The following is a 24,714-nucleotide window of genomic DNA, read 5'->3' as shown; positions in this document are numbered from 1 at the left end:
AAAAAACTTTGAAAGAAAGAAAAAGATGAATTTAAAAGATTACATTGCAACAATTGAAAATTATCCGAAGGAAGGAATTACCTTCCGTGATATCAGTCCTTTGATGGCTGATGGAAATGCTTATAGCTATGCTGTTCGTGAAATCGTTCAATATGCTACTGACAAGAAAATTGACATGATCGTAGGGCCTGAGGCTCGTGGTTTTATCGTGGGCTGTCCAGTTGCCTTTGAGTTGGGAATTGGTTTTGCACCTGTTCGTAAGCCAGGTAAATTGCCACGCGAAGTTATTTCTGCTGACTATGAAAAAGAGTACGGGGTTGATACCTTAACTATGCATGCTGATGCCATTAAGCCAGGTCAACGTGTTCTTATCGTGGATGACCTCTTGGCAACAGGTGGAACTGTTAAGGCAACTATTGAGATGATTGAAAAACTTGGTGGTGTTGTAGCAGGTTGTGCCTTCCTTGTTGAATTGGATGAATTGAACGGTCGTGAAAAAATCGGTGACTACGATTACAAAGTTCTTATGCATTATTAATGAAAAACAGTCCCTAGGGCTGTTTTCTCTACATTAGGATATAAAAATAGACTATAGCTAGTTAGAGAAAAACTATAATTGAAAACTATATCTTCTTACAGTATAATAAAGGAAACAAGTGTTTACATTTTAACTCTAAACACAAGCAATTATTCCTGAAAGAGTACAGTTAGGAGAGGGTTATGCCTATTCGAATTGATAAAAAATTGCCAGCTGTTGAGATTTTACGGACAGAGAATATCTTTGTCATGGATGATCAACGTGCTGCACACCAAGATATTCGTCCCTTGAAGATTTTAATTTTAAATCTCATGCCACAGAAAATGGTCACAGAGACCCAGTTGTTGCGCCACTTGGCTAATACACCCCTGCAACTGGATATTGATTTTCTCTATATGGAAAGCCACCGTTCTAAGACAACTCGTTCAGAGCACATGGAGACCTTTTATAAAACTTTTCCTGAAGTTAAGGACGAGTATTTTGATGGCATGATTATCACGGGTGCTCCAGTTGAGCATTTACCATTTGAGGAAGTGGACTATTGGGAGGAATTCAGTCAGGTAATCGAGTGGTCCAAGACCCACGTCTATTCGACGCTTCATATCTGCTGGGGTGCTCAGGCTGGTCTTTATCTGCGTTATGGGGTGGAAAAATACCAGATGGACAGTAAATTATCAGGTATCTATCCTCAGGATACTTTAAAAGAAGGACACCTTCTCTTTAGAGGCTTTGACGATAGCTATGTATCCCCTCATTCTCGGCACACGGAGATTTCTAAGGAAGAGGTCTTAAACAAAACCAATCTCGAGATTTTATCAGAGGGTCCTCAGGTTGGGGTTTCGATTTTGGCTAGTCGTGATTTACGAGAAATTTATAGTTTTGGGCATTTGGAATATGATCGTGATACCTTGGCAAATGAATATTTCCGAGATCGTGATGCAGGTTTAGATCCACATATTCCAGAAAATTACTTTAAGGATGATGATGTCAACCAGACACCTTGTCTTTGTTGGTCTTCATCAGCAGCCCTCTTTTTCAGTAACTGGGTGAATTATGCAGTCTATCAGGAAACCCCTTTTGACTGGAGAAAAATAGAAGATGATGCATCTGCATTTGGGTATTTATAAGAGGAATTATGACATATTTAGACGCTTTTAAATCAGGGAACTTGGTTTTACCGAGTGCCCTGCTCTTGCATTTTAAGGAACTCTTTCCTTCTAGCGACGATTTTCTGGTCTGGCAATTTTTCTATTTGCAAAATACGACAGGTTTGGAAGAGATGTCTCCAAGCCAGATTGCTGAAAGGATTGGCAAGGAAATTTCGGATGTCAATCAGGCTATTTCCAATCTGACGGAGAGGGGACTGCTTCAGTATCGAACTATCGAATTGAATGGTGAAATTGAATTGCTTTTTGATGCTAGTTTGGCATTAGAACGTTTGGATGACCTGCTTGGAGCAGTTCATTCAAGTTCAGACCAGCTGACACCTCAAAACCAGCTTAAGGATTTGGTGGAAACTTTCCAGCAGGAGTTAGGGCGCTTATTGACTCCTTTTGAGATTGAGGATTTGACCAAGACGCTAAAGGAAGATGGAACCAGTGCTGACTTGATTAAGGAAGCTCTTCGTGAAGCGGTTTTGAATGGGAAACCAAACTGGAAGTACATTCAGGCGATTTTGAGAAATTGGCGCCATGAAGGTATCAAAAGTGTGGCTCAAATCGAGGCTAAACGGGCAGAGAGAGAAGCAAGCAATCCTCAGTTGACACAGGTATCTGCAGATTTTAGAAATGCTATGGATCTCTGGAAGGATTAATCCTTGTAAGCAGGCTTGAAATCCGAGTAAGATTTGCAAGCTGTGTCTAATTGTGATAAAATAAGTAGAAAATAAATTGAAAAAAGAGGTATGTGAAATGTCACGTAAACCATTTATCGCTGGTAACTGGAAAATGAACAAAAATCCAGAAGAGGCTAAAGCATTCGTTGAAGCAGTTGCATCAAAACTTCCTTCATCAGATCTTGTTGAAGCAGGTATCGCAGCTCCAGCTCTTGATTTGACAACTGTTCTTGCTGCTGCAAAAGGCTCAAACCTTAAAGTTGCTGCTCAAAACTGCTACTTTGAAAATGCAGGTGCTTTCACTGGTGAAACAAGCCCACAAGTTTTGAAAGAAATCGGTACTGACTACGTTGTTATCGGTCACTCAGAACGCCGTGACTACTTCCATGAAACTGACGAAGATATCAACAAAAAAGCAAAAGCAATCTTTGCAAACGGTATGCTTCCAATCATCTGTTGTGGTGAGTCACTTGAAACTTACGAAGCTGGTAAAGCTGCTGAATTTGTAGGTGCTCAAGTATCTGCTGCATTGGCTGGATTGACTGCTGAACAAGTTGCTGCCTCAGTTATCGCTTATGAGCCAATCTGGGCTATCGGTACTGGTAAATCAGCTTCACAAGATGACGCACAAAAAATGTGTAAAGTTGTTCGTGACGTTGTAGCTGCTGACTTTGGTAAAGAAGTTGCGGACAAAGTTCGTGTTCAATACGGTGGTTCTGTTAAACCTGAAAACGTTGCTTCATACATGGCTTGCCCAGACGTTGACGGTGCCCTTGTAGGTGGTGCGTCACTTGAAGCTGAAAGCTTCTTGGCATTGCTTGATTTTGTAAAATAATCGACTCTTTATCAACATTATTGGGTTGAAGAAAAGCTAAAATCGAGAAAGGACAAATATCGTCCTTTCTTTTTTCTACTAAAGCAGAAAATGTAGACCATTTTATTCGAACCATTCCTGGTGGTTACAATATGGAGATGAAGCAATAGTCAAGTAATATTTCCCTCGGGCAAAAACAACTCTTGACCATCGCGCGTGCTCTCTAACCAATTTTAAAATTCTTATTTTTGATGAAGCGACTTCCTCTGTTGATACCCGTTTGGAACTCTTGATTCAAAAAATCACGAAACGGTTGATGAAAGGAAGGACCAGCTTTGTCATTGCACATCGCCTTTCGATCATTCAAGAAGCAAATAAGATTCTCGTTCTTAAGGATGGACAGATTATTGAGCAGGGAAATTACGAAAGCTCACTCCAAGCAAAAGGCTTTTATTATGAACTTTACCAAAGCCAATTTTCAAGCCAATCTGATTAAATCAGCTAATAAAATAATGTCAAACTTTTCTTAAATTATCAGTCTATTGCAACTTTTCTCATGTGAGTCATTTGGCTTGCTATTGGTTTTCCTTAGTAGTATACTAAGAGAGTAAACACTAAGAAGTGCTTACAAATAATAATAAATGAGGTAAAATAAAATGGTAGAATTGAAAAAAGAAGCAGTAAAAGACGTAACATCATTAACAAAAGCAGCGCCAGTAGCATTGGCAAAAACAAAGGAAGTATTGAACCAAGCTGTTGCTGATTTGTACGTAGCCCACGTTGCCTTGCACCAAGTACACTGGTACATGCGTGGCCGTGGTTTCCTTGTATGGCATCCAAAAATGGATGAGTACATGGATGCTCTTGATGGTCAATTAGATGAAATCAGCGAACGCTTGATCACACTTGGTGGTAGCCCATTCTCTACTTTGACAGAATTCCTTCAAAACAGTGAAATCGAAGAAGAAGCTGGTGAATACCGTAATGTTGAAGAAAGCTTGGAACGTGTCCTTGTTATCTACCGTTACTTGTCAGAACTTTTCCAAAAAGGTTTGGATATCACTGATGAAGAAGGTGACGATGTGACAAACGGTATCTTTGCAGATGCTAAAACTGAAACTGATAAAACAATCTGGATGCTTGCAGCAGAACTTGGACAAGCACCTGGTTTGTAATATAAATGCACCCCTTTCTATCATGAGTTTCTGTATCACTACTCATGATAAACTATCTTTTAAAAATCATGTAGCAGAAAAAGTTACATGATTTTTTCTTTACTCCTCCGGCGACTCATTTGTCAAAATGCTGATTTTAAGGTATAATAGTTGCTGTTCGAGAAATTTTGATTTTCAAAGAATAGTGAATGATTATAAGGAGAAACTATGAACAACCTACCAAATTGCCCAAAATGTAACTCAGAGTATGTCTACGAAGATGGTGCCCTACTGGTTTGCCCAGAGTGTGCTCATGAGTGGAATCCTGCTGAAGTTGCAGATGTAGAAGAGGGCCTTGTTGCTATCGATGCCAACGGGAATAAATTGGCTGACGGTGATACAGTAACCCTCATCAAGGACTTGAAAGTAAAAGGTGCGCCAAAAGATTTGAAACAAGGGACGCGCGTGAAAAATATCCGCATCGTAGAAGGTGACCACAATATCGACTGTAAGATTGATGGCTTCGGTGCCATGAAACTCAAATCAGAGTTTGTGAAGAAAATTTAAGCATGTCAAAAAACTACAAACTTACATTTTATAGCCGTATCTTCTTGTTTCTAGCGGCTTTTACGGGAGTTTATCTTGAAATCGCCAAGCATGGTGGATTTGGAATGCTTCTCTATTATACGGTTCTGTCCAACCTCTTAGTAGCGATTTTTACGCTCTATCTCCTAAAGGTTATGAGCCGTTTAGGTGAAAACTGGCAAAGGCCAAGTCTCCTGCGCTTAAAAGGTGGGGTCACCATGAGTATCATGATTACCTGTGTGATTTACCATTTCCTTTTAGCGCCCATTGCGACTAATTTCTATACTCTGGAAAATTTCCTTTGCCACTATATCGTTCCCCTCTGGTTTTTAGCAGATACCCTCTTTTTTGACAAACAGGGTCAATATAAAATCTGGGATCCAGTTGTGTGGACGATTTTACCCTTGCTGTATATGATTTTTGCTCTTTTTAATGGCTTGGTACTGAAACTAGACATTCCTAATTCTAAGGTCAGTCCCTTCCCTTACTTCTTTTTGAATGTGAACAAGGGGTGGGATGTCGTGTTCAAGTGGTGTCTGATTATCTTTGTTGCCTATATGGTGGCAGGATTTATATTCTACTTTATTAAGCAAATCAAGAGAAAGTCATCCTAATACTCTTCGAAAATCTCTTCAAACCACGTCAGTTTCGCCTTAGGGTATATATGTGACTGACTTCGTCAGTTTCATCTACAACCTCAAAGCAGTGCTTTGAGCAGCCTGCGGCTAGCTTCCTAGTTTGCTCTTTGATTTTCATTGAGTATAAGACACAAGAGATTCATTTTCGAGTTTAAGAAGGAGTCTATACACCAAAGAGGCTTCTTCTTTTCTTGCTTGAGAATTATCAACAGAGAAAGATATTAAGAGAAAATATAGAAAGAGATTTCATGAAACAATTTTTAGAACGGGCCAGTATTTTGGCTCTCTCCCTCGTTTTGATTACCTCCTTTTCCATCTCGAGTGCCCTGCCGGCCATGTTTGACTATTATCAAGGCTATCCTAAGGAACAAATTGAGCTCTTGGCGAGCTTGCCATCTTTTGGAATCATGATTATGTTACTACTAAATGGTTTCTTAGAAAAAATATTTCCTGAGCGCTTACAGATTAGTTTGGGCTTGCTGATTTTATCACTGAGTGGAACAGCTCCCTTCTGGTATCAAGCCTACCCCTTTGTCTTTGGAACAAGGATTCTTTTTGGTTTGGGTGTTGGAATGATCAATGCTAAGGCCATTTCTATTATCAGTGAACGTTACCAAGGAAAAACGAGAATACAGATGCTAGGGTTACGCGGTTCTGCAGAGGTCGTTGGGGCTTCTCTCATTACCTTGGCAGTCGGCCAGTTGTTGGCCTTTGGTTGGACAGCTACCTTCCTAGCCTATAGTGCTGGATTTTTGGTGCTGACCCTTTATCTGCTCTTTGTCCCTTATGGAAAGAAAAAGAAAGAAGTAAAGAAAAAGGAGAAGGAAGTAAGTCGCTTAACTAGGGAAATGAAAGGCTTGATTTTTATCCTAGCTATTGAAGCGGCGGTTGTAGTTTGTACCAATACGGCTATTACTATTCGTATTCCAAGTTTGATGGTGGAAAGAGGACTTGGAGATGCCCAGTTATCTAGTTTTGTCCTTAGTGTCATGCAGTTGATCGGGATTGTGGCTGGTGTGAGTTTTTCTTTCTTGATTTCTATCTTTAAAGAGAAACTGCTCCTCTGGTCTGGTATTACCTTCGGCTTAGGGCAAATCGTGATTGCCCTCTCTCCATCCTTGTGGGTGGTAGTGGTAGGAAGCATTCTTGCTGGTTTTGCCTACAGTGTAGCCTTGACGACAGTTTTTCAACTTGTCTCTGAAAGAATTCCAGCTAAACTCCTCAATCAAGCAACTTCATTTGCTGTATTAGGCTGTAGTTTCGGAGCCTTTACGACACCATTCGTTCTAAGTGCAATTGGCTTATTAACTCACAATGGGATGCTGGTCTTTACAATTTTGGGAGTTTGGTTGATTGTAACTTCTATCTTTGTCATGTACCTACTTCAAAAGAGAGCTTAGGATTGGTTCCTAAGTTTTTCTTTTTAGGATTTTTGTACCCATACAGTGTTTATTTTAGAACCTTGTCTACAGACTAATTTCTTGATAAAATAGAAGTTATGACAAGATACAAAGCAACTATTTCCTATGACGGTTACGCCTTTGCTGGTTTTCAACGCCAGACCCATGCGCGGAGCGTTCAGGAGGAAATTGAAAAAACCTTGACGAGACTCAATAAAGGGAAAGCAATCACTGTTCACGGTGCTGGTAGGACTGATAGTGGGGTTCATGCTTTGGGACAGGTGATTCATTTTGACTTGCCCTATCAAATGGATGAAGAAAAACTTCGCTTTGCCTTGGACACCCAGTCCCCTGAAGATATTGATGTGATTTCGATTGAGCTCGTGGTGGATGATTTTCATTGCCGTTATGCCAAGCACAGCAAGACCTATGAGTTTATCGTGGATAGGGGTCGTCCTAAAAATCCCATGCGCCGTCACTATGCTACTCACTTTCCCTATCAGCTTGACGTGGAACGGATGCAGATGGCAATCAAAAAGTTAGAGGGAACACATGATTTTACAGGTTTTACAGCCTCTGGGACTAATGTGGAGGATAAGGTTCGCACCATTACAGAAGCTAGTCTTAGGGTTGATGAGACAGGCCAGTTTTTGACTTTTACCTTTTCAGGAAATGGTTTCTTGTATAAGCAGATTCGCAATATGGTGGGGACACTGCTCAAAATCGGAAATAATCGTATGCCAGTGGAGCAGATTGACCTGATCCTGGAGAGAAAGGACAGGCAACTTGCAGGTCCCACTGCAGCACCAAATGGTTTGTATTTAAAGGAGATTCATTATGAAGAATAATCGTATTTTAGCACTTTCTGGAAATGACATTTTTAGTGGTGGTGGTTTGTCAGCAGATTTGGCAACCTATACATTGAACGGCTTGCATGGTTTTGTAGCAGTGACTTGCTTAACAGCCTTGACAGAAAAAGGATTTGAAGTCTTTCCAACTGACGATATTATTTTTCAGCATGAATTAGATAGCTTGCGTGATGTGGAATTTGCAGGGATTAAGATTGGTCTTCTACCAACTGTCAGCGTAGCTGAGAAGGCCTTGGACTTTATAAAGCAACGCCCCGGAGTGCCTGTGGTTCTGGACCCTGTCTTGGTCTGCAAGGAAACGCACGACGTAGCAGTTAGTGAACTCTGTCAAGAGTTGATTCGCTTTTTCCCTCATGTCAGTGTGATTACGCCTAATCTTCCTGAAGCAGAATTATTAGCTGGTCAGGAAATTAAAACCTTGGAAGACATGAAAACTGCAGCTCAGAAATTAAATGGCTTAGGAGCGCCAGCAGTCATTATCAAGGGAGGCAATCGCCTTAGTCAGGACAAGGCTATGGATGTCTTTTATGACGGACAGACCTTTACAGTCCTAGAAAATCCTGTCATTCAAGGGCAAAATGCTGGTGCAGGTTGTACCTTTGCTTCTAGCATTGCCAGTCACCTAGTCAAAGGTGATGAACTTTTACCAGCAGTAGAAAGCTCTAAGGCTTTCGTTTATCGTACCATTGCACAAGCAGATCAGTATGGAGTAAGACAATATGAAGCAAACCAAAACAACTAAAATCGCCCTTGTATCCCTATTAACCGCCCTTTCTGTGGTTCTAGGCTATTTCTTAAAAATTCCAACACCGACAGGCATTCTAACTCTTTTAGATGCGGGTGTCTTCTTTACGGCCTTCTACTTTGGTAGTCGTGAAGGGGCTGTAGTCGGAGGACTAGCAGGTTTCTTGATTGACCTCTTATCAGGCTATCCTCAATGGATGTTCTTTAGCTTGGTCAACCATGGCTTGCAGGGATTTTTCGCAGGATTTAAAGGAAAAACTCAGTGGTTAGGCCTTATCTTAGCAACGATTGCCATGGTAGGGGGTTACGCCTTGGGTTCTACGTTGATGAATGGCTGGGCTGCAGCTCTACCAGAAATTTTACCAAATTTCATGCAAAATATCGTGGGAATGGTTGTAGGGTTTGTGCTTAGTCAGAGTATTAAGAAAATTAAGTAAAGCGGCTGGAGAAAAGTTTTAAAAATCAGAAAAACGCATAATATCAGGTGTTGAAAAACCTTGATAGTATGCGTTTTATTGTGGGAAGATTTTATACTCTTCGAAAATCTCTTCAAACCGCGTCAACGTCGCCTTGCCGTATGTGTAGGATACTGACTACATCAGTTCCATCTACAACCTCAAAACAGTGTTTTGAGCAACCTGAGGCTAGTTTCCTAGTTTGCTTTTTGATTTTCATTGAGTATTAGATGAATGTTAATCAAAATAAAGCAAGTCTTTGTTGGTGCTTGTAAAGAGGTCAAAGCCATCCTTGGTAACAACACCACAGTCTTCGATACGGACACCGACTTTACCAGGGATATAGATACCTGGTTCAACAGAGAAGCACATGCCTTCTTCGATGACCATGTCGTTTCCTTCCATGATAGATGGGAATTCGTGGACATCCATACCGATACCGTGACCAAGACGGTGGTTGAAGTACTCGCCGTAACCAGCTTTTTCAATGACCTCACGGGCAGCGCTGTCCACTTCATGGGCAGTCACACCTGGTTTGATAAAGTCAAGAGCAGCTTGTTGGGCTTCAAGAGTCAAGTTGTAAATGTCTTTCTTGAATTGGTCAGGTTTGCCGACAGCGACTGTACGAGTCATATCTGACGCATAGCCATTGACCAGAACACCCAGGTCAAAGAGGAGAAGAGCATCATTTTCAACCTTGTTGGCTGCTGGAATACCGTGTGGATTTGCAGCATTATTACCAGTCAAGACCATGGTATCAAAACTCATTTCATAGCCTTCACGTTTCATGGCAAAGTCGATTTGGGCGATGATATCTGTCTCAGTCTTATCAAGAGAAATATTATCAAAACCAACCTTAACAGCCTTGTCCGCATAGAGACCTGCAACCATCATTTTTTGCACTTCGTCAGCTGATTTGATGAGTCGCATACGTTGGATACGAGGAGTGAGGTTGTCAAATTCAGCAGTTTCAAAAACTGATTTCAAGCCATGATATTTAGTCAAGATGAGATTGTCAAACTCAACAGCGACACGTTTGAAGTCAAGTTGTGGAAGAGCATGTTTCATTTTTTGCCATGGATTTTCAGAATCCACATAGCCCACAACTGGGAAGGAAACAGTGCTACTTGCACGCTCTATCTCAAGGGCTGGGACAAAGAGGAGGGGTTCCTGATCCGCTAGGACAAAAAGGAACATTTGGCGTTCATGGGGATCACTGTAAAAGCCAGTGAGGTAATTAATTGTGACGGGGTCAGATACGACAGCGACGTCTAGTTTTTCTGATTCAAGATATGTTACGATTTGTTGTAATTTAGACATATGCTACCTTCTTTCTACCCCTCTATTTTGGCAAAAAAAGAGAGAAAATGCAAGGGAGAAGGGTAAAAGAACAGACAAAAAGAACTCCGACAAGATAACAGAGTTCTTTGATATAATTTCCTTTTGTTTAAGAAAAGTCAGCTTTGCTTTTGACGTCGCTGTATTCCTCAGCGATTTCTTGACTGAGAATGTCCTCATAGGCAGGGAGTTGGATATCCTGACCATATTTCTTCTTGAGGGCAGTAGTGACTAGGCGATAAGCTAGATTGGCATTACGAGAGAGGATAGGTCCGTGGAAGTAGGAGCCAAAGACATTCTTATAATGAACCCCTTCGCCGACCTTTTCTTCGTTGTTTCCATTTCCATAGACAACCTGTCCCAGTGGTTTTTGATCATCTGAAAGGAAGGTACGACCCTGGTGGTTTTCAAATCCGTAGTAGGTTTCATTGAAATCTTCATTGTGAATCTTGATGTCACCGATAAAACGGTTATTGGTCTGGTTGAGGGTGTAGTGCCCCATGACACCTAGCCCTTCGATACGTCTCCCTGAAGCTTCAATATAATATTGACCCAATAGTTGGAAACCACCGCAGATAGCCAGAACCACACCGTCGTTTTGGATGTAGTTGTCAATGCTTTCTTTTTTGGCAGGTAGGTCGTCTGCAATAATACTTTGTTCAAAGTCTTGACCACCACCGAAAAAGGCGATGTCATAGTGATTTTCATCAAAATCATCATGAAGTGAAACGATGTCAACCGTCACATGGGCTCCCAGTTTTTCAGCCACATACTTGAGCATGAGGATGTTTCCATTGTCCCCATAGGTATTCATGAGATTTCCGTAGAGGTGGGCAATGTTGAGCTGATAAGGGTAATTGCCAACTTTTGAGGAAAGTGAAGTATAAACCATTAGTTTATCTCCTTTCTAACAATCTGACGACTAGCCAGCAGTTCGCGGAATTCCAGCATAGCAGTATAGGTAGCCAGAATATAAGCATGCTTGCAGTCTTGGTTCTCAATAATCTTGAGAACTTGTTCCAGACCACTTGTTTCAGTGATTTTCTCAGCTGGATAGCCTGTTACTCGTAGACGACGAGCGATTTCAGAATGACGCACACCGCCAGCGTTGATTTCAGGGATGTCCATGTCAGTGATTTGTTCAAAATCAGCATCCCAGATCCAGCTGGTATCAATACCGTCTGCATAGTTGGCATTAAGGAGGACAGATAGGCTAAATGGATAAGGAGCTAGTTTAATCATCTCGATAGCTTGGGTCGCACCAACTGGATTTTTAATCAAGACGAGGGTGCATTCCTTATCACCGATATGGAAGGTTTCCTGGCGTCCAAAGACAGCACGGCTCTTGTCAAATCCTTGCTTGATCAGTTGTGAATCTGCACCAAGGAAACGGGCGATAGCAACCGCTGCTAGGGCGTTGTAGATATTGTAGAGACCACCGATTTGAATACCGTATTCTTGTCCGTCAATGACAAAGCGAGAGCGATTGTTGGTTAACTCAACCAGTTCTGTCAAGCGATAGTCTAATTCAGGGCGTTTACATCCGCAGACTTCACAGATATAGGCACCCAAGTTTGCATAGGTATTATGCTCATATTTGAGGATGCCTTGGCAGTCAGGGCAGAGGATTCCTTCGGTATTATAGTGAGCCAGCTGGGCTGGGCCTTTCTCTAAGTCAAAACCAAAATACTCTACAGGATTTGGAATAGCTGGCTTGTAGAAAAGTGGACTGTCTCCATTAAGGAGAACAGTAGCCGTAGGCACCTTACGAATGGCATCCAAAATCATCTTGTAAGTAGTGTAAATCTCACCATAGCGGTCCATCTGGTCACGGAAGATATTCGTGATAACAAATAAGCTTGGCTGGATATAGTCACAGATACGAGATAGACTGGCTTCGTCAATCTCTAGGACGGCAATATTTTTCCCAGTTTTAGAAGATTTGGCTGTTAAGAAGGTTGTCGCAATTCCTGTAATCATGTTGGCACCGCTTGGGTTGGTAAGAACCTGACCATAAACCTCTTTTAAAATGCCGACAGTGAGGGCAGTTGTCAAGGTTTTTCCGTTGGTTCCAGTGACCACGACAATCTCGTAGTTCTTAGCTAGGTTTTGTAAAATATCTTTATCAAATTGAAGGGCGACTTTTCCTGGGAGCGTACTTCCACGGCCAAGACGGCTTAAAATGAAGTGGGAAGAACGCCCAGCAAGAAGGCCCAAAGTAGTTTTTAATTTCATGTTTCTATTATATCATAAAAGAGGGAAAAGACAGATTTGAGATTTCGCAGAAATAAAAACAGCCCAAGGAGGGCTGTTCGATATGATTAAATCTCAATTTAAATCGCAAACAAGTCATTCAAGTTCTCAGCCAAGGTTGGGTGAGTGAAGATTTGTTTTGTGAAGTAAGTGTAAGGAATCTTGTTGTCCATAGCAACAGTGATGATGTTGATGATTTCTTGAGAACCTTCTGAGAAGATGCTTGCTCCAAGAATTTCTTTTGTTTCAGTATTAACAACAGCTTTGAAAGCTCCACGAAGGTCTCCATTTACGTGACCACGAGGCATTGCTGCAACAGGGATTTCCTTAACAGCGTATGGAAGTTTCAAATCAGCTGCTTGGCTTTCAGTCAAACCTACTTGTGAAAGCGCAGGTGTGATGAACATAGTATTTGGTACATTGAGACGGTCTTCAAGTGTGTAGCTGCCATCTCCAGCAAGGTAGCTGTAAACAACACGGAAGTCATCAAGTGAAATGTAAGTAAATTGAAGGCCACCGTTGACATCTCCAACTGCAAAGACACCAGGAACGTTTGTTTGACAATGTTTGTCTACTTTAATAGCACCACGTTCAGTTAGTTCAATATCTGTATTTTCAAGTTGAAGTGGTTCTACATTTGGTTTGCGTCCAGTTGAGTAGAGAAGGGCGTCGAAACGGTAAGTTTCGTTTTCAGTTACGAGGAGAACTTGGTCACCATCGTTTTTGATTTCAGTAGTGCGGATATTTTGAAGTAATTCAATACCGTTTTCTTCCATATATTGCTTAGCAAGAGCTGCGATGGAAGGTTCTGCACGAGGTAGGAAAGTATCCAAGGCATCTAGAACTGTAACCTTGCTTCCAAGTTTGTTGTAAAGACCAGCAAATTCAAGACCGATATTTCCGCCACCAAGAATTCCAAGTTTTTCAGGCAATTTGTCCAAGTTTTGAATACCTGTTGAGTCAAAGACGTTTTTGCTTGTAGCAAGTCCAGGGATTGGCAAGACGTTTGAAACAGCACCAGTGTTGATGACGATTGTTTCAGCGGTCAGTTCTTTCTTTTCATCACCAGCTTGGATTTCGATGACTTTATTTGAAAGGAAGTGAGCTTCCGCATCAAAGATGTCCACGCCTGTACCAGCAACAGTAGCATAGTTTTTACCGTTGAGGCGACCAGTGATCGTGTTTTTGGTAGCAATCACTTCTTCAAAAGACAAGTCTTTCTCAGCAGCAACCAGCAAAGTCTTAGTTGGGATACAACCAATGTTGATACAAGTTCCACCATACATAGCTTTGCTACGTTCAACGAGGGCAACTTTTTTGCCAGCTGAAGCCAATTTACCAGCTAGTGTTTTACCAGCTTTACCAAATCCGATAACGATTAAATCATAAGTTAACATTTATCTTCCTCCTATTCGCATTTCATTCTAGCACAAGAGAAAAACTTTTGCACAATTCTGCTACGAAAAAGACATAAAAAGATTAAAACGCTTTCCAGACAAAAAAATAGTAATTTTTTGACAAGCTTGATAAACTAAAATCCTATCTATTTTTATATAAGATAGAATAAATGTTCGAAAATAGGAGGTCTTATGAAATTGAATCGTTATATTATTGCCTTTGCTGGAGTCATTTTACACTTAATGCTGGGTTCGACTTATGCTTGGAGTGTTTATCGCAACCCTATTATTGAAAAAACGGGATGGGATCAGGCTTCTGTTGCCTTTGCCTTTAGTCTAGCAATCTTTTGTTTGGGATTATCGGCTGCATTTATGGGGCGTTTGGTAGAAAAATTTGGTCCGAGAGTCATGGGGAGTCTATCTGCTTTTCTATACGCAGGTGGAAATATCTTAACAGGATTTGCAATAGACCGTCAGGAGCTGTGGTTGCTGTATCTCGCTTATGGCATTTTAGGTGGGCTTGGTTTGGGAGCAGGCTATATTACCCCTGTGTCAACGATTATAAAATGGTTTCCTGATAAACGTGGTCTCGCAACAGGTTTAGCGATTATGGGGTTTGGTTTTGCTTCTTTATTGACTAGTCCCATAGCGCAACATCTCATCGCAGGGGTAGGGCTTGTAGAAACTTTTTATATTTTAGGCGCAAGTTACTTTATTATCATGCTCCTAGCTTCACAATTTATTAAGCGTCCAAATGAGCAAGAGCTTGCAATTTTATCTGTTTCAGGGAAAGAAAAAACAGCCTCTTTGACGCAAGGAATGGCTGCGAATCAGGCCCTGAAAAGCAATCGTTTTTATATACTTTGGATTATTTTCTTTATCAACATAGCTTGTGGTTTAGGCTTAATTTCAGCGGCATCGCCAATGGCACAGGAGATGGCTGGCTTGTCTACAAGTCATGCAGCAGTAATGGTGGGCATTTTAGGGATTTTCAATGGGTTTGGTCGTTTGCTCTGGGCGAGTTTATCTGACTATATCGGTCGCCCTCTAACCTTTAGTATATTGCTGCTTGTCAATCTTTTCTTTTCTCTCTCACTTTGGCTCTTTACAGATTCCGTTTTATTTGTAGTCGCTATGTCTATTTTGATGACTTGCTATGGAGCTGGTTTTTCTTTGATTCCGGCTTATCTTAGTGATATTTTTGGAACCAAGGAATTGGCCGCTCTGCATGGATATATTTTAACAGCTTGGGCAATGGCTGGTTTAGCAGGGCCTATTTTATTAGCAGAGACTTATAAAATGGCTCATTCTTACACACAAACCTTGTTCGTTTTTCTCATTTTATATAGTATAGCCTTGGGTTTGTCTTATTATCTAGGTCGTTCAATCAAAAAGGAAAGCCAAAAACCGCTTACATGATTTTCTAGAGAAATTAGGCTATCTTTTGCTCTGGTCTTGTGTTATACTAGATAGGTTGCAAAGAAAACAGTACTTTTCTTTTGTGGAAAAGAAGCAACACGATTTTGTATCCAGTATATGAAAATACGTCATAAAAAGAAAAGTATAAACTAAGCCCTATAGGGTGGCTTCGCACCACCTTTAGAAAGAAGAATAACGTGAAATTTAATGAATTAAACTTGTCTGCTGATTTGCTAGCAGAGATTGAAAAAGCTGGTTTTGTAGAAGCCAGTCCGATCCAAGAACAAACCATTCCATTGGCTCTTGAAGGTAAGGACGTTATCGGTCAAGCTCAGACTGGTACAGGAAAAACTGCAGCCTTTGGCTTGCCTACCCTTGAAAAAATCCGTACAGAAGAAGCGACCATCCAAGCCTTGGTCATCGCTCCAACACGTGAACTTGCTGTCCAAAGTCAAGAAGAACTCTTCCGCTTTGGTCGTAGTAAGGGAGTCAAAGTCCGTTCAGTATATGGCGGATCAAGCATTGAAAAGCAAATTAAGGCTCTTAAATCTGGTGCCCATATCGTGGTGGGAACTCCAGGTCGCCTCTTGGACTTGATTAAACGCAAGGCCTTGAAATTACAAGATATTGAAACTCTTATCCTTGACGAAGCGGATGAAATGCTTAACATGGGCTTCCTTGAAGACATTGAAGCTATCATCTCCCGTGTCCCTGAAAGCCGTCAAACCTTGCTTTTCTCAGCAACTATGCCAGATGCCATTAAACGTATCGGTGTTCAGTTTATGAAAGAACCTGAGCATGTGAAGATTGCTGCTAAGGAATTAACAACAGAATTGGTTGACCAGTACTATATTCGTGTTAAAGAACAAGAAAAATTTGATACCATGACTCGTCTTATGGATGTGGAACAGCCTGAACTTGCTATCGTATTTGGTCGTACAAAACGCCGTGTAGATGAATTGACTCGTGGTTTGAAAATCCGTGGCTTCCGTGCAGAAGGAATTCATGGAGACCTAGACCAAAACAAACGTCTTCGTGTCCTTCGTGACTTTAAAAATGGCAATCTTGATGTTTTGGTTGCGACAGACGTTGCAGCGCGTGGCTTGGATATTTCAGGTGTGACCCATGTCTATAACTACGATATTCCACAAGATCCTGAAAGTTATGTTCACCGTATCGGTCGTACAGGTCGTGCTGGTAAGTCAGGTCAGTCTATTACTTTCGTATCACCAAATGAAATGGGCTACCTCCAAATCATTGAGAATTTGACCAAGAAACGCATGAAAGGTCTCAAACCTGCAAGTGCAGAAGAAGCCTTCCAAGCTAAAAAACACGTAGCTCTCAAGAAAATCGAACGTGATTTTGCAGATGAGACTATCCGTGCCAACTTTGAGAAATTTGGTAAGGATGCTTGTAAGCTAGCTGCCGAATTTACTCCAGAAGAATTGGCAATGTATATCTTGAGTCTGACTGTTCAAGATCCAGATAGTCTTCCTGAAGTGGAGATTGCACGTGAAAAACCACTGCCATTTAAACCATCAGGTAATGGATTCGGTGGTAAAGCTAAGGGAGGTCGTGGAGGCCGTCGTGGGGACGACCGTCGAGACCGTGATCGCCGTGGCAATGGTCGTCGTGATGATTTCAAAAAAGGAAGTCGTGGCAATGATCGTTTTGATAAGGAAAAACGTTATCGTAAGGATAATAAAAAACCACGCAATACTTCAAGTGAAAAGCAAACAGGCTTTGTTATTCGTAACAAGGGCGATAAATAAGAAAAAGCGGTTCAAAATGAATCGCTTTTTTATATAAGGAGACCGAATGGAAAAAGAAAGATAAATAAAATAGATATATTATCTTCTTGTAATATTATAATACACAAAAATAGGGAGCTTGTCAATAGAAAAGAAGCAATTTAATTAAAAATATTCTTGTTTTTTTAAATTGCAATTAAATAAGCAATTTTCAGATAATAATTGAAAATTCAAGCTGTTTATGTTATAATGATAGCGATTAAATTCGAGGTGAAAAATGGCACATTTATTAGAAAAAACTAGAAAAATTACTTCTATCCTGAAGCGCTCAGACGAGCAGTTGCAGGAAGAACTTCCCTACAATGCGATTACCCGTCAATTGGCAGATATTATTGACTGTAACGCCTGTATCGTCAATAGCAAGGGACGTCTCCTTGGCTATTTTATGCGTTACAAAACCAATACAGATCGTGTAGAGCAATTCTTCCAAACTAAAATTTTCCCAGATGACTACATTCAAGGTGCGAACATGATTTACGATACAGAAGCCAATCTGACAGTTGATCATGATTTAAGCATTTTTCCTGTGGAAAGTCGTGCCGACTTTCCAGATGGTTTGACGACTATTGCACCGATTCATGTATCAGGGATTCGACTTGGTTCTTTGATTATTTGGCGCAATGATAAAAAATTCGAAGACGAGGACTTGATTCTTGTTGAGATTGCGAGTACTGTTGTTGGGATTCAACTCCTTAATTTCCAACGTGAAGAAGATGAGAAAAATATTCGCCGCCGTACTGCTGTTACCATGGCGGTTAATACTCTGTCTTACTCCGAACTTCGTGCTGTTTCAGCAATTTTAGGGGAATTAAATGGAAATGAAGGCCAGTTGACTGCGTCAGTGATTGCAGACCGTATCGGAATCACCCGTTCTGTGATTGTCAATGCCCTTCGTAAACTTGAGTCGGCAGGGATTATTGAAAGTCGCTCACTTGGAATGAAGGGAACCTATCTTAAGGTCTTGATTTCAGATATTTTTGAAGAAGTGAAGAAAAGAGATTACTAATGACTAAGGCTTTAATTTCGATTGACTATACAGAAGATTTTGTTGCTGATAGTGGGAAGCTGACAGCAGGCGCTCCAGCTCAGGCGATTTCGGATGCCATCAGCAAGGTAACTCGATTAGCTTTTGAACGAGGAGATTACATCTTCTTTACCATTGATGCTCACGAAGAAAACGATTGTTTCCATCCAGAAAGCAAACTATTTCCTCCTCACAATTTGATTGGGACTAGTGGACGGAATTTATACGGAGATTTGGGGACCTTTTATCAAGAGCATGGTTCAGACAGTCGTGTCTTTTGGATGGATAAACGCCATTACTCTGCTTTTTCAGGGACTGACTTGGATATCCGTTTGAGAGAGCGGAGAGTGTCTACCGTTATCTTAACAGGTGTCTTGACGGATATCTGTGTCCTGCATACAGCTATAGATGCCTATAATCTAGGATATGATATCGAGATTGTTAAACCAGCTGTTGCTTCCATCTGGCCTGAAAATCACCAATTTGCCCTAGGTCATTTCAAAAATACACTCGGAGCTAAGTTAGTAGATGAAAATCTAAATGAAATTTCTGAGTAATTTGGTTGATGAAATGAAAAAAATTTGAAAAAAGTGTTGACAAGCATCCTAAAAGTTGATATACTAGTAAAGTAATCGACGCGGGGATGGCGGAATTGGCAGACGCGCAGGACTAAGGATCCTGTGACCGCTTTAGGTCGTGAGGGTTCAAGTCCCTCTCTCCGCATAGGATAAGAGTTAGCTTAGGCTAGCTCTTTTGTTTTTATCTAATTCAAGTAGAGCAAAAAATTTTTGCTCTTTTTTGTATTTCATAAACATTTCATATTTAGATTTTATAATAGTCTTACAAATATGGAGGTGACAAATGAATCCAATCCAAAGAGCTTGGGCTTATGTCAGCAGAAAACGACTGAGAAGTTTTATTTTATTTCTGATTTTATTGGTCCTCTTGGCTGGAATTTCAGCCTGTTTGACTCTGATGAAGTCCAACAAAACAGTGGAAACCAATCTTTACAAATCACTCAATACCTCTTTTTCTATTAAGAAGATAGAAAATGGTCAAACATTCAAGTTGTCAGATCTAGCATCTGTAAGCAAGATTAAGGGACTGGAAAATGTTTCTCCTGAACTCGAGATGGTCGCAAAACTGAAAGACAAGGAAGTAGTGAGTGGTGAGCAGAGCGTAGAACGTGATGATTTGTCAGCAGCGGACAAGAATTTGGTTAGCTTAACGGCTCTTGAGGATTCATCCAAGGATGTGACCTTTACTAGCTCGGCTTTCAACCTAAAAGAAGGGCGACACCTTCAAAAAGGGGATGCAAAGAAAATCATCATCCACGAAGAGTTGGCTAAGAAGAATGGTATTTCGCTTCATGACAAGATTCGCTTGGATGCTGGACAGTCAGAATCTGGAAAAGGGCAAACAGTAGAGTTTGAGATTGTTGGCATCTTTTCTGGTAAAAAACAAGAGAAATTTACAGGCTTGTCTTCTGACTTCAGTGAAAATCAAGTCTTTACAGACTATGAAAGTAGCCAGACCCTTTTGGGAAATAGTGAAGCTCAAGTCAGTGCAGCGCGCTTCTATGTAGAAAATCCTAAGGAAATGGACGGACTCATGAAACAGGTGGAAAACTTGGCCTTGGAAAATCAAGGCTACCAAGTTGAGAAGGAAAACAAGGCCTTTGAACAAATCAAAGACTCAATAGCAACTTTCCAAACCTTCCTAACCATCTTCCTTTATGGAATGTTGATAGCTGGAGCCGGAGCCTTAATTCTGGTCTTATCTCTCTGGTTGAGAGAAAGGGGCTACGAAGTGGGAATTTTACTTGCACTTGGAAAAGGCAAGAGCTCGATTTTTCTACAATTCTGTTTAGAGGTAGTTTTGGTATCTCTTGGTGCTCTGCTTCCAGCATTTGCTGCAGGTAACGCAATCACAACTTACCTATTCCAAACTCTACTAGCAAGTGGGGATCAGGCAAGCTTACAAGATACACTAGCCAAAGCAAGTGGTCTATCAAGTAGTTTATTATCATTTGCAGAATCCTATGTTTTTCTAGTTCTGCTCAGTTGCTTATCTGTAGCTCTTTGTTTCCTATTCTTATTTAGAAAATCGCCGAAAGAAATTTTATCATCTATTAGTTAAGAAGGAGAAATCATGACTTTATTACAATTACAAGATGTTACCTACCGTTATAAGAACACTGCTGAAGCAGTCCTATATCAGATCAATTATAATTTTGAACCCGGAAAATTTTACAGTATTATTGGGGAGTCAGGAGCAGGGAAATCCACTCTCTTGTCCCTACTGGCTGGTCTAGATAGTCCTGTTGAAGGTTCTATCCTTTTCCAAGGAGAGGACATTCGTAAGAAGGGTTATTCCTACCATCGCATGCACCATATTTCCCTGGTCTTTCAAAATTATAACTTGATAGATTATCTTTCTCCACTGGAAAATATCCGCTTGGTCAATAAAAAGGCAAGTAAGGATACACTTCTTGAACTTGGTCTGGATGAAAGTCAGATCAAGCGGAATGTTCTCCAGTTATCAGGGGGTCAACAGCAACGTGTTGCCATTGCTCGTAGTTTGGTCTCAGAAGCTCCAGTTATTCTAGCGGATGAGCCAACAGGAAATCTGGACCCTAAAACTGCTGGAGATATTGTCGAACTGCTCAAATCACTTGCTCAGAAAACAGGTAAATGTGTCATCGTCGTAACTCACAGCAAAGAAGTGGCACAAGCATCAGATATTACACTTGAGTTGAAGGATAAGAAACTGACTGAAACTCGCAACACTACAAAATAAGATGAGCTTGTTTTGATAGAATTATTAAATCAAATCTAGAAAGGGAACCTATGTTACACAACGCATTTGCCTATGTTACAAGGAAGTTTTTCAAATCGATTGTCATCTTCCTGATTATTCTCCTCATGGCGAGCTTGAGTTTGGTCGGCTTATCGATCAAGGGAGCTACTGCCAAAGCTTCTCAGGAGACCTTTAAAAATATCACCAACAGCTTCTCCATGCAAATCAATCGTCGCGTCAATCAAGGAACGCCACGTGGTGCTGGGAATATTAAGGGTGAGGACATCAAAAAAATCACCGAAAACAAGGCCATTGAGTCTTATGTGAAACGCATCAACGCTATCGGAGATTTGACTGGATATGACCTTATCGAAACGCCAGAAACCAAGAAAAATCTGACTCCTGACCGTGCCAAACATTTTGGAAGTAGCTTAATGATTACAGGTGTCAATGACTCCTCTAAAGAAGACAAGTTTGTCTCTGGTTCTTATAAACTGGTTGAAGGAGAGCACTTAACAAACGACGACAAGGACAAGATCCTCCTGCACAAGGACTTGGCAGCCAAACACGGCTGGAAAGTCGGGGATAAGGTTAAACTGGACTCCAATATCTACGATGCAGACAATGAAAAAGGAGCCAAGGAAACAGTCGAGGTGACAATCAAGGGACTCTTTGATGGTCACAATAAGTCGGCAGTAACCTACTCACAAGAACTCTACGAAAACACAGCTATCACAGACATTCACACTGCTGCAAAACTTTATGGATACACAGAAGACACAGCTATTTATGGGGACGCAACCTTCTTTGTAACAGCGGATAAGAATTTGGATGATGTCATGAAAGAGTTGAATGGTATCAGTGGTATCAACTGGAAGAGCTACACACTTGTGAAGAGTTCCTCTAACTACCCAGCTCTAGAGCAATCCATCTCTGGTATGTACAAGATGGCCAACCTCCTCTTCTGGGGCAGCTTGAGCTTCTCAGTCCTTCTCCTTGCCCTCTTGCTCAGCCTTTGGATCAATGCCCGTCGCAAGGAAGTGGGAATTCTCCTCTCTATCGGTCTCAAGCAGGCAAGTATCTTGGGTCAATTCATCACTGAATCCATCTTGATTGCCATCCCTGCTCTTGTTTCTGCTTACTTCTTAGCTACTTACACAGCGCGTGCAATCGGAAATACTGTTCTTGCCAATGTCACTTCAGGTGTTGCCAAGCAAGCCAGCAAGGCTGCTCAAGCCTCTAACCTTGGTGGTGGTGCAGAAGTAGATGGCTTTAGCAAGACCTTGTCGAGCCTAGATATTTCCATTCAGACATCAGACTTTATCATCGTTTTTGTCCTTGCTTTAGTTCTAGTCGTTCTCGTTATGGCGCTTGCTTCAAGCAATCTCCTTAGAAAACAACCAAAAGAGCTTCTGCTGGATAGCGAATAACAAACTTGCTACCTATTCTCCCCTAAATGGGGTATAATATAGGTAGCATTTTTATCTATTTCATCTTGATTAGGCCTCTTCCTTTCTGGATGAAATTTAGATGATTTACAAGAAATTTAAAGGAATGTGAAACGTTTTTTCTATGAAAATTTTAATTGTAGAAGATGAAGAGATGATCCGAGAGGGGATCAGTGATTATTTGACGGATTGTGGTTATGAAACCATTGAGGCTGCAGATGGGCAAGAAGCTTTAGAAAAATTTTCCAGCTATGAAGTAGCCTTGGTTTTACTGGATATTCAGATGCCCAAGCTCAATGGTCTAGAAGTTCTAGCTGAGATTCGTAAAACCAGTCAGGTCCCTGTCCTGATGTTGACCGCCTTTCAAGATGAGGAATACAAGATGAGTGCTTTTGCCTCTCTGGCAGATGGCTATCTGGAAAAACCCTTCTCCCTCTCCCTCTTAAAAGTGAGGGTGGACGCGATTTTCAAGCGCTATTATGATATGGAACGAGTCTTCTCCTATAAGGATGCCAAGGTGGACTTTGAAAGCTACAGTGCAAGCCTAGCAGGAGAGGAAGTGGCTGTTAATGCTAAAGAGTTGGAAATTCTGGACTATCTGGTGAAAAATGAAGGACGGGCCTTGACCCGATCTCAGATAATCGATGCTGTCTGGAAAGCGACAGATGAGGTTCCCTTTGACCGTGTCATTGATGTTTATATCAAGGAACTGCGGAAAAAGCTAGGCTTGGACTGCATCCTCACTGTGCGCAATGTTGGCTATAAATTGGAGCGAAAATGAAACGAACAGGTTTATTTACAAAGATATTTATCTATACCTTCTCGATATTTAGTGTTCTGGTTATCTGCCTTCATTTAGCTATTTATTTTCTTTTTCCGTCTATTTACCTGAGTCATCGTCAGGAAACCATTGGTCAGAAAGCGACAGCCATTGCCCAGTCCCTAGAAGGTAAGGATAGGCAGAGCATCGAGCAAGTGTTAGACTTGTATTCTCAGACTAGTGATATCAAGGGGGCTGTCAAGGGTGAGATGACCGAGGACAAGTTAGAAGTCAAGGACAGTCTTCCTCTGGATACGGACCGTCAGACCACCTCTCTCTTTATTGAGGAGCGCGAGGTGACAACGCAGGACGGTGGTACCATGACTCTCCAGTTTCTAGCTTCCATGGATTTACAAAAGGAAGCAGAGCAAATCAGTCTCCAGTTTCTTCCCTATACCTTGTTGGCATCCTTTCTGATTTCTCTTTTGGTAGCCTACATCTATGCTCGAACCATTGTGGCCCCTATTTTGGAAATCAAGCGGGTGACCCGACGGATGATGGATTTGGATTCCCAAGTGCGATTGCGCGTGGATTCTAAGGATGAGATTGGTGATCTCAAGGAACAAATCAATAGCCTTTACCAGCATCTTTTGACTGTTATTGCGGACTTGCATGACAAGAATGAAGCTATTCTCCAGCTGGAAAAGATGAAGGTCGAATTCCTACGAGGGGCTTCTCATGAATTGAAAACACCTCTGGCTAGTTTGAAAATCCTGATCGAAAACATGAAAGAAAATGTCGGGCGTTATAAGGACAGAGACCGCTATCTGGGAGTTGCCTTGGGGATTGTAGATGAGCTTAATCACCACGTTCTCCAGATACTTTCTCTCTCGTCTGTGCAGGAATTGCGAGATGATCGGGAACAAATTGACTTATACCAGATGACGCAAAGTCTGGTTAAGGATTATGCCTTACTAGCCAAGGATAGAGAGCTCCAGATAGACAATAGTTTGACTCATCAGCAGGCTTATCTAAACCCATCTGTCATGAAGTTGATTCTGTCTAACCTCATCAGCAATGCCATTAAGCACTCTGTTCCAGGTGGCTTAGTTCGCATCGGAGAAAGAGAAGGAGAACTCTTTATCGAAAATAGCTGTAGTCCTGAAGAACAAGAAAAACTGGCCCAGTCTTTTTCTAACAATGCTAGTCGCAAGGCCAAGGGGTCTGGGATGGGGCTCTTTGTGGTCAAAAGTCTATTAGAACATGAAAAATTACCTTATCGTTTTGAGATGCAGGAGAATCGTTTGACTTTCTTCATAGCTTTTCCAAAAGTCGCCCAAGACTAGGAATAGAAAGGGTTTACATAGATGAAGCTAGAAGAAATTCAATCGAAACTGCGGGAAAAACTAGATTTTTTTGTCAAAAAGTGATAAA

General features: G+C 41.2%; 24 protein-coding genes, 1 tRNA gene and 1 pseudogene. 22 read left to right on the top strand and 4 right to left on the bottom strand.

The genetic code is table 11. The features are described from left to right. Positions 1-25 precede the first annotated feature (25 nt). From MK482_RS06510 to MK482_RS06455, 12 genes and pseudogenes are all read left to right on the top strand, one after another. On the top strand, positions 26-538 hold the full coding sequence (locus tag MK482_RS06510) for an adenine phosphoribosyltransferase (RefSeq protein WP_001049318.1): 513 nt from the start codon (positions 26-28) through the stop codon (positions 536-538). A gap of 182 nt (positions 539-720) precedes the next feature. After that, positions 721-1,665: a homoserine O-acetyltransferase MetA gene (gene metA, locus MK482_RS06505; RefSeq protein WP_042750438.1), complete on the top strand. Its 945-nt coding sequence runs from the start codon at positions 721-723 to the stop codon at positions 1,663-1,665. A gap of 8 nt (positions 1,666-1,673) precedes the next feature. Further along, positions 1,674-2,351 carry a DnaD domain-containing protein gene (locus tag MK482_RS06500; protein ID WP_042750436.1) on the top strand — a complete coding sequence of 226 codons (678 nt, stop codon included), beginning with the start codon at positions 1,674-1,676 and terminating at the stop codon, positions 2,349-2,351. 97 nt (positions 2,352-2,448) lie between these two features. Next, positions 2,449-3,207, top strand: coding sequence for a triose-phosphate isomerase (gene tpiA / locus MK482_RS06495; RefSeq protein ID WP_125411027.1), 759 nt, complete (start codon positions 2,449-2,451; stop codon positions 3,205-3,207). Between the two features lie 74 nt (positions 3,208-3,281). Continuing rightward, positions 3,282-3,682, top strand: a pseudogene (locus MK482_RS06490) (ATP-binding cassette domain-containing protein); the annotation flags it as partial. A gap of 160 nt (positions 3,683-3,842) precedes the next feature. Beyond that, positions 3,843-4,361, top strand: a complete 519-nt coding sequence (locus MK482_RS06485; protein WP_061477804.1) for a Dps family protein — start codon at positions 3,843-3,845, stop codon at positions 4,359-4,361. A 207-nt stretch (positions 4,362-4,568) separates the two neighbouring features. Next, entirely contained in the window at positions 4,569-4,907 is a 339-nt protein-coding gene (locus MK482_RS06480; RefSeq protein WP_001061584.1) for a zinc ribbon domain-containing protein YjdM, read from the top strand. 2 nt (positions 4,908-4,909) lie between these two features. Further along, a complete protein-coding gene (locus MK482_RS06475; protein WP_125447618.1) occupies positions 4,910-5,539 on the top strand; it encodes a Pr6Pr family membrane protein in 630 nt (209 codons plus the stop codon). 272 nt (positions 5,540-5,811) lie between these two features. Further along, positions 5,812-6,963: an MFS transporter gene (locus MK482_RS06470; protein WP_268718283.1), complete on the top strand. Its 1,152-nt coding sequence runs from the start codon at positions 5,812-5,814 to the stop codon at positions 6,961-6,963. 98 nt (positions 6,964-7,061) lie between these two features. After that, positions 7,062-7,811, top strand: coding sequence for a tRNA pseudouridine(38-40) synthase TruA (gene truA / locus MK482_RS06465; RefSeq protein ID WP_125447614.1), 750 nt, complete (start codon positions 7,062-7,064; stop codon positions 7,809-7,811). Beyond that, positions 7,801-8,574, top strand: coding sequence for a bifunctional hydroxymethylpyrimidine kinase/phosphomethylpyrimidine kinase (locus tag MK482_RS06460; protein ID WP_125447612.1), 774 nt, complete (start codon positions 7,801-7,803; stop codon positions 8,572-8,574). The genes truA and MK482_RS06460 overlap by 11 nt, the downstream gene beginning before the upstream one ends. After that, on the top strand, positions 8,552-9,013 hold the full coding sequence (locus MK482_RS06455) for an ECF transporter S component (protein ID WP_125447610.1): 462 nt from the start codon (positions 8,552-8,554) through the stop codon (positions 9,011-9,013). The genes MK482_RS06460 and MK482_RS06455 overlap by 23 nt, the downstream gene beginning before the upstream one ends. A gap of 255 nt (positions 9,014-9,268) precedes the next feature. On the opposite strand, the gene MK482_RS06450 is transcribed toward MK482_RS06455, so the two are convergent. The 4 genes from MK482_RS06450 to MK482_RS06435 all read right to left on the bottom strand — a co-directional run bounded on the left by MK482_RS06450 (position 9,269) and on the right by MK482_RS06435 (position 14,019). Continuing rightward, positions 9,269-10,351: a M24 family metallopeptidase gene (locus tag MK482_RS06450; protein WP_268718282.1), complete on the bottom strand. Its 1,083-nt coding sequence runs from the start codon at positions 10,349-10,351 to the stop codon at positions 9,269-9,271. Positions 10,352-10,478: 127 nt separating this feature from the next. Beyond that, on the bottom strand, positions 10,479-11,261 hold the full coding sequence (gatD, locus tag MK482_RS06445) for a lipid II isoglutaminyl synthase subunit GatD (RefSeq protein ID WP_261015213.1): 783 nt from the start codon (positions 11,259-11,261) through the stop codon (positions 10,479-10,481). Further along, complete coding sequence (murT, locus tag MK482_RS06440) at positions 11,261-12,604, bottom strand: lipid II isoglutaminyl synthase subunit MurT (protein ID WP_268718281.1); 1,344 nt, start codon at positions 12,602-12,604, stop codon at positions 11,261-11,263. The genes gatD and murT overlap by 1 nt, the downstream gene beginning before the upstream one ends. Before the next feature lie 98 nt (positions 12,605-12,702). After that, entirely contained in the window at positions 12,703-14,019 is a 1,317-nt protein-coding gene (locus MK482_RS06435; RefSeq protein ID WP_268718280.1) for an FAD-containing oxidoreductase, read from the bottom strand. A gap of 192 nt (positions 14,020-14,211) precedes the next feature. Here MK482_RS06435 and MK482_RS06430 point away from each other — a divergent pair, with 192 nt between their 5' ends. The 10 genes from MK482_RS06430 (at position 14,212) to vncS (ending at position 24,626) form a co-directional block, all read left to right on the top strand. Further along, positions 14,212-15,438: an OFA family MFS transporter gene (locus tag MK482_RS06430; protein ID WP_268718279.1), complete on the top strand. Its 1,227-nt coding sequence runs from the start codon at positions 14,212-14,214 to the stop codon at positions 15,436-15,438. A gap of 197 nt (positions 15,439-15,635) precedes the next feature. After that, on the top strand, positions 15,636-17,210 hold the full coding sequence (locus tag MK482_RS06425; protein ID WP_268718278.1) for a DEAD/DEAH box helicase: 1,575 nt from the start codon (positions 15,636-15,638) through the stop codon (positions 17,208-17,210). A gap of 256 nt (positions 17,211-17,466) precedes the next feature. Then, positions 17,467-18,255, top strand: coding sequence for a GTP-sensing pleiotropic transcriptional regulator CodY (gene codY, locus MK482_RS06420; RefSeq protein ID WP_000940721.1), 789 nt, complete (start codon positions 17,467-17,469; stop codon positions 18,253-18,255). Continuing rightward, positions 18,255-18,830, top strand: a complete 576-nt coding sequence (locus MK482_RS06415; RefSeq protein WP_070526965.1) for a cysteine hydrolase family protein — start codon at positions 18,255-18,257, stop codon at positions 18,828-18,830. Before codY ends, MK482_RS06415 begins: the two co-directional genes overlap by 1 nt. Before the next feature lie 80 nt (positions 18,831-18,910). Continuing rightward, positions 18,911-18,996 (top strand) — tRNA-Leu (locus MK482_RS06410). Positions 18,997-19,134: 138 nt separating this feature from the next. Then, the gene (locus tag MK482_RS06405) at positions 19,135-20,412 is read left to right on the top strand and encodes an ABC transporter permease (RefSeq protein WP_268718277.1); all 1,278 of its coding nucleotides are present in this window, start codon (positions 19,135-19,137) and stop codon (positions 20,410-20,412) included. Positions 20,413-20,424: 12 nt separating this feature from the next. Next, complete coding sequence (vex2, locus tag MK482_RS06400; RefSeq protein WP_000173751.1) at positions 20,425-21,072, top strand: ABC transporter ATP-binding subunit Vex2; 648 nt, start codon at positions 20,425-20,427, stop codon at positions 21,070-21,072. A gap of 50 nt (positions 21,073-21,122) precedes the next feature. Further along, the gene (gene vex3 / locus MK482_RS06395) at positions 21,123-22,502 is read left to right on the top strand and encodes an ABC transporter permease subunit Vex3 (RefSeq protein WP_268718276.1); all 1,380 of its coding nucleotides are present in this window, start codon (positions 21,123-21,125) and stop codon (positions 22,500-22,502) included. Positions 22,503-22,644: 142 nt separating this feature from the next. Beyond that, on the top strand, positions 22,645-23,301 hold the full coding sequence (vncR, locus tag MK482_RS06390; RefSeq protein ID WP_268718275.1) for a response regulator transcription factor VncR: 657 nt from the start codon (positions 22,645-22,647) through the stop codon (positions 23,299-23,301). Continuing rightward, positions 23,298-24,626, top strand: coding sequence for a sensor histidine kinase VncS (vncS, locus tag MK482_RS06385; RefSeq protein WP_268718274.1), 1,329 nt, complete (start codon positions 23,298-23,300; stop codon positions 24,624-24,626). The genes vncR and vncS overlap by 4 nt, the downstream gene beginning before the upstream one ends. Positions 24,627-24,714: the final 88 nt, after the last annotated feature.

It is taken from the genome of Streptococcus mitis (assembly GCF_026782865.1).
Classification (GTDB): domain Bacteria; phylum Bacillota; class Bacilli; order Lactobacillales; family Streptococcaceae; genus Streptococcus; species Streptococcus mitis_CG.
The sequence above is the reverse complement of the archived record's forward strand: the minus strand, read 5'-3'. Positions and strand labels throughout refer to the sequence as shown.

Coding starts and splice junctions, on each gene's coding strand:
- MK482_RS06510 (WP_001049318.1), top strand. CDS start 26: ATGAATTTAAAAGATTACATTGCAACAATTGAAAATTATCCGAAGGAA.
- metA (WP_042750438.1), top strand. CDS start 721: ATGCCTATTCGAATTGATAAAAAATTGCCAGCTGTTGAGATTTTACGG.
- MK482_RS06500 (WP_042750436.1), top strand. CDS start 1,674: ATGACATATTTAGACGCTTTTAAATCAGGGAACTTGGTTTTACCGAGT.
- tpiA (WP_125411027.1), top strand. CDS start 2,449: ATGTCACGTAAACCATTTATCGCTGGTAACTGGAAAATGAACAAAAAT.
- MK482_RS06485 (WP_061477804.1), top strand. CDS start 3,843: ATGGTAGAATTGAAAAAAGAAGCAGTAAAAGACGTAACATCATTAACA.
- MK482_RS06480 (WP_001061584.1), top strand. CDS start 4,569: ATGAACAACCTACCAAATTGCCCAAAATGTAACTCAGAGTATGTCTAC.
- MK482_RS06475 (WP_125447618.1), top strand. CDS start 4,910: ATGTCAAAAAACTACAAACTTACATTTTATAGCCGTATCTTCTTGTTT.
- MK482_RS06470 (WP_268718283.1), top strand. CDS start 5,812: ATGAAACAATTTTTAGAACGGGCCAGTATTTTGGCTCTCTCCCTCGTT.
- truA (WP_125447614.1), top strand. CDS start 7,062: ATGACAAGATACAAAGCAACTATTTCCTATGACGGTTACGCCTTTGCT.
- MK482_RS06460 (WP_125447612.1), top strand. CDS start 7,801: ATGAAGAATAATCGTATTTTAGCACTTTCTGGAAATGACATTTTTAGT.
- MK482_RS06455 (WP_125447610.1), top strand. CDS start 8,552: ATGAAGCAAACCAAAACAACTAAAATCGCCCTTGTATCCCTATTAACC.
- MK482_RS06450 (WP_268718282.1), bottom strand. CDS start 10,351: ATGTCTAAATTACAACAAATCGTAACATATCTTGAATCAGAAAAACTA.
- gatD (WP_261015213.1), bottom strand. CDS start 11,261: ATGGTTTATACTTCACTTTCCTCAAAAGTTGGCAATTACCCTTATCAG.
- murT (WP_268718281.1), bottom strand. CDS start 12,604: ATGAAATTAAAAACTACTTTGGGCCTTCTTGCTGGGCGTTCTTCCCAC.
- MK482_RS06435 (WP_268718280.1), bottom strand. CDS start 14,019: ATGTTAACTTATGATTTAATCGTTATCGGATTTGGTAAAGCTGGTAAA.
- MK482_RS06430 (WP_268718279.1), top strand. CDS start 14,212: ATGAAATTGAATCGTTATATTATTGCCTTTGCTGGAGTCATTTTACAC.
- codY (WP_000940721.1), top strand. CDS start 17,467: ATGGCACATTTATTAGAAAAAACTAGAAAAATTACTTCTATCCTGAAG.
- MK482_RS06415 (WP_070526965.1), top strand. CDS start 18,255: ATGACTAAGGCTTTAATTTCGATTGACTATACAGAAGATTTTGTTGCT.
- MK482_RS06405 (WP_268718277.1), top strand. CDS start 19,135: ATGAATCCAATCCAAAGAGCTTGGGCTTATGTCAGCAGAAAACGACTG.
- vex2 (WP_000173751.1), top strand. CDS start 20,425: ATGACTTTATTACAATTACAAGATGTTACCTACCGTTATAAGAACACT.
- vex3 (WP_268718276.1), top strand. CDS start 21,123: ATGTTACACAACGCATTTGCCTATGTTACAAGGAAGTTTTTCAAATCG.
- vncR (WP_268718275.1), top strand. CDS start 22,645: ATGAAAATTTTAATTGTAGAAGATGAAGAGATGATCCGAGAGGGGATC.
- vncS (WP_268718274.1), top strand. CDS start 23,298: ATGAAACGAACAGGTTTATTTACAAAGATATTTATCTATACCTTCTCG.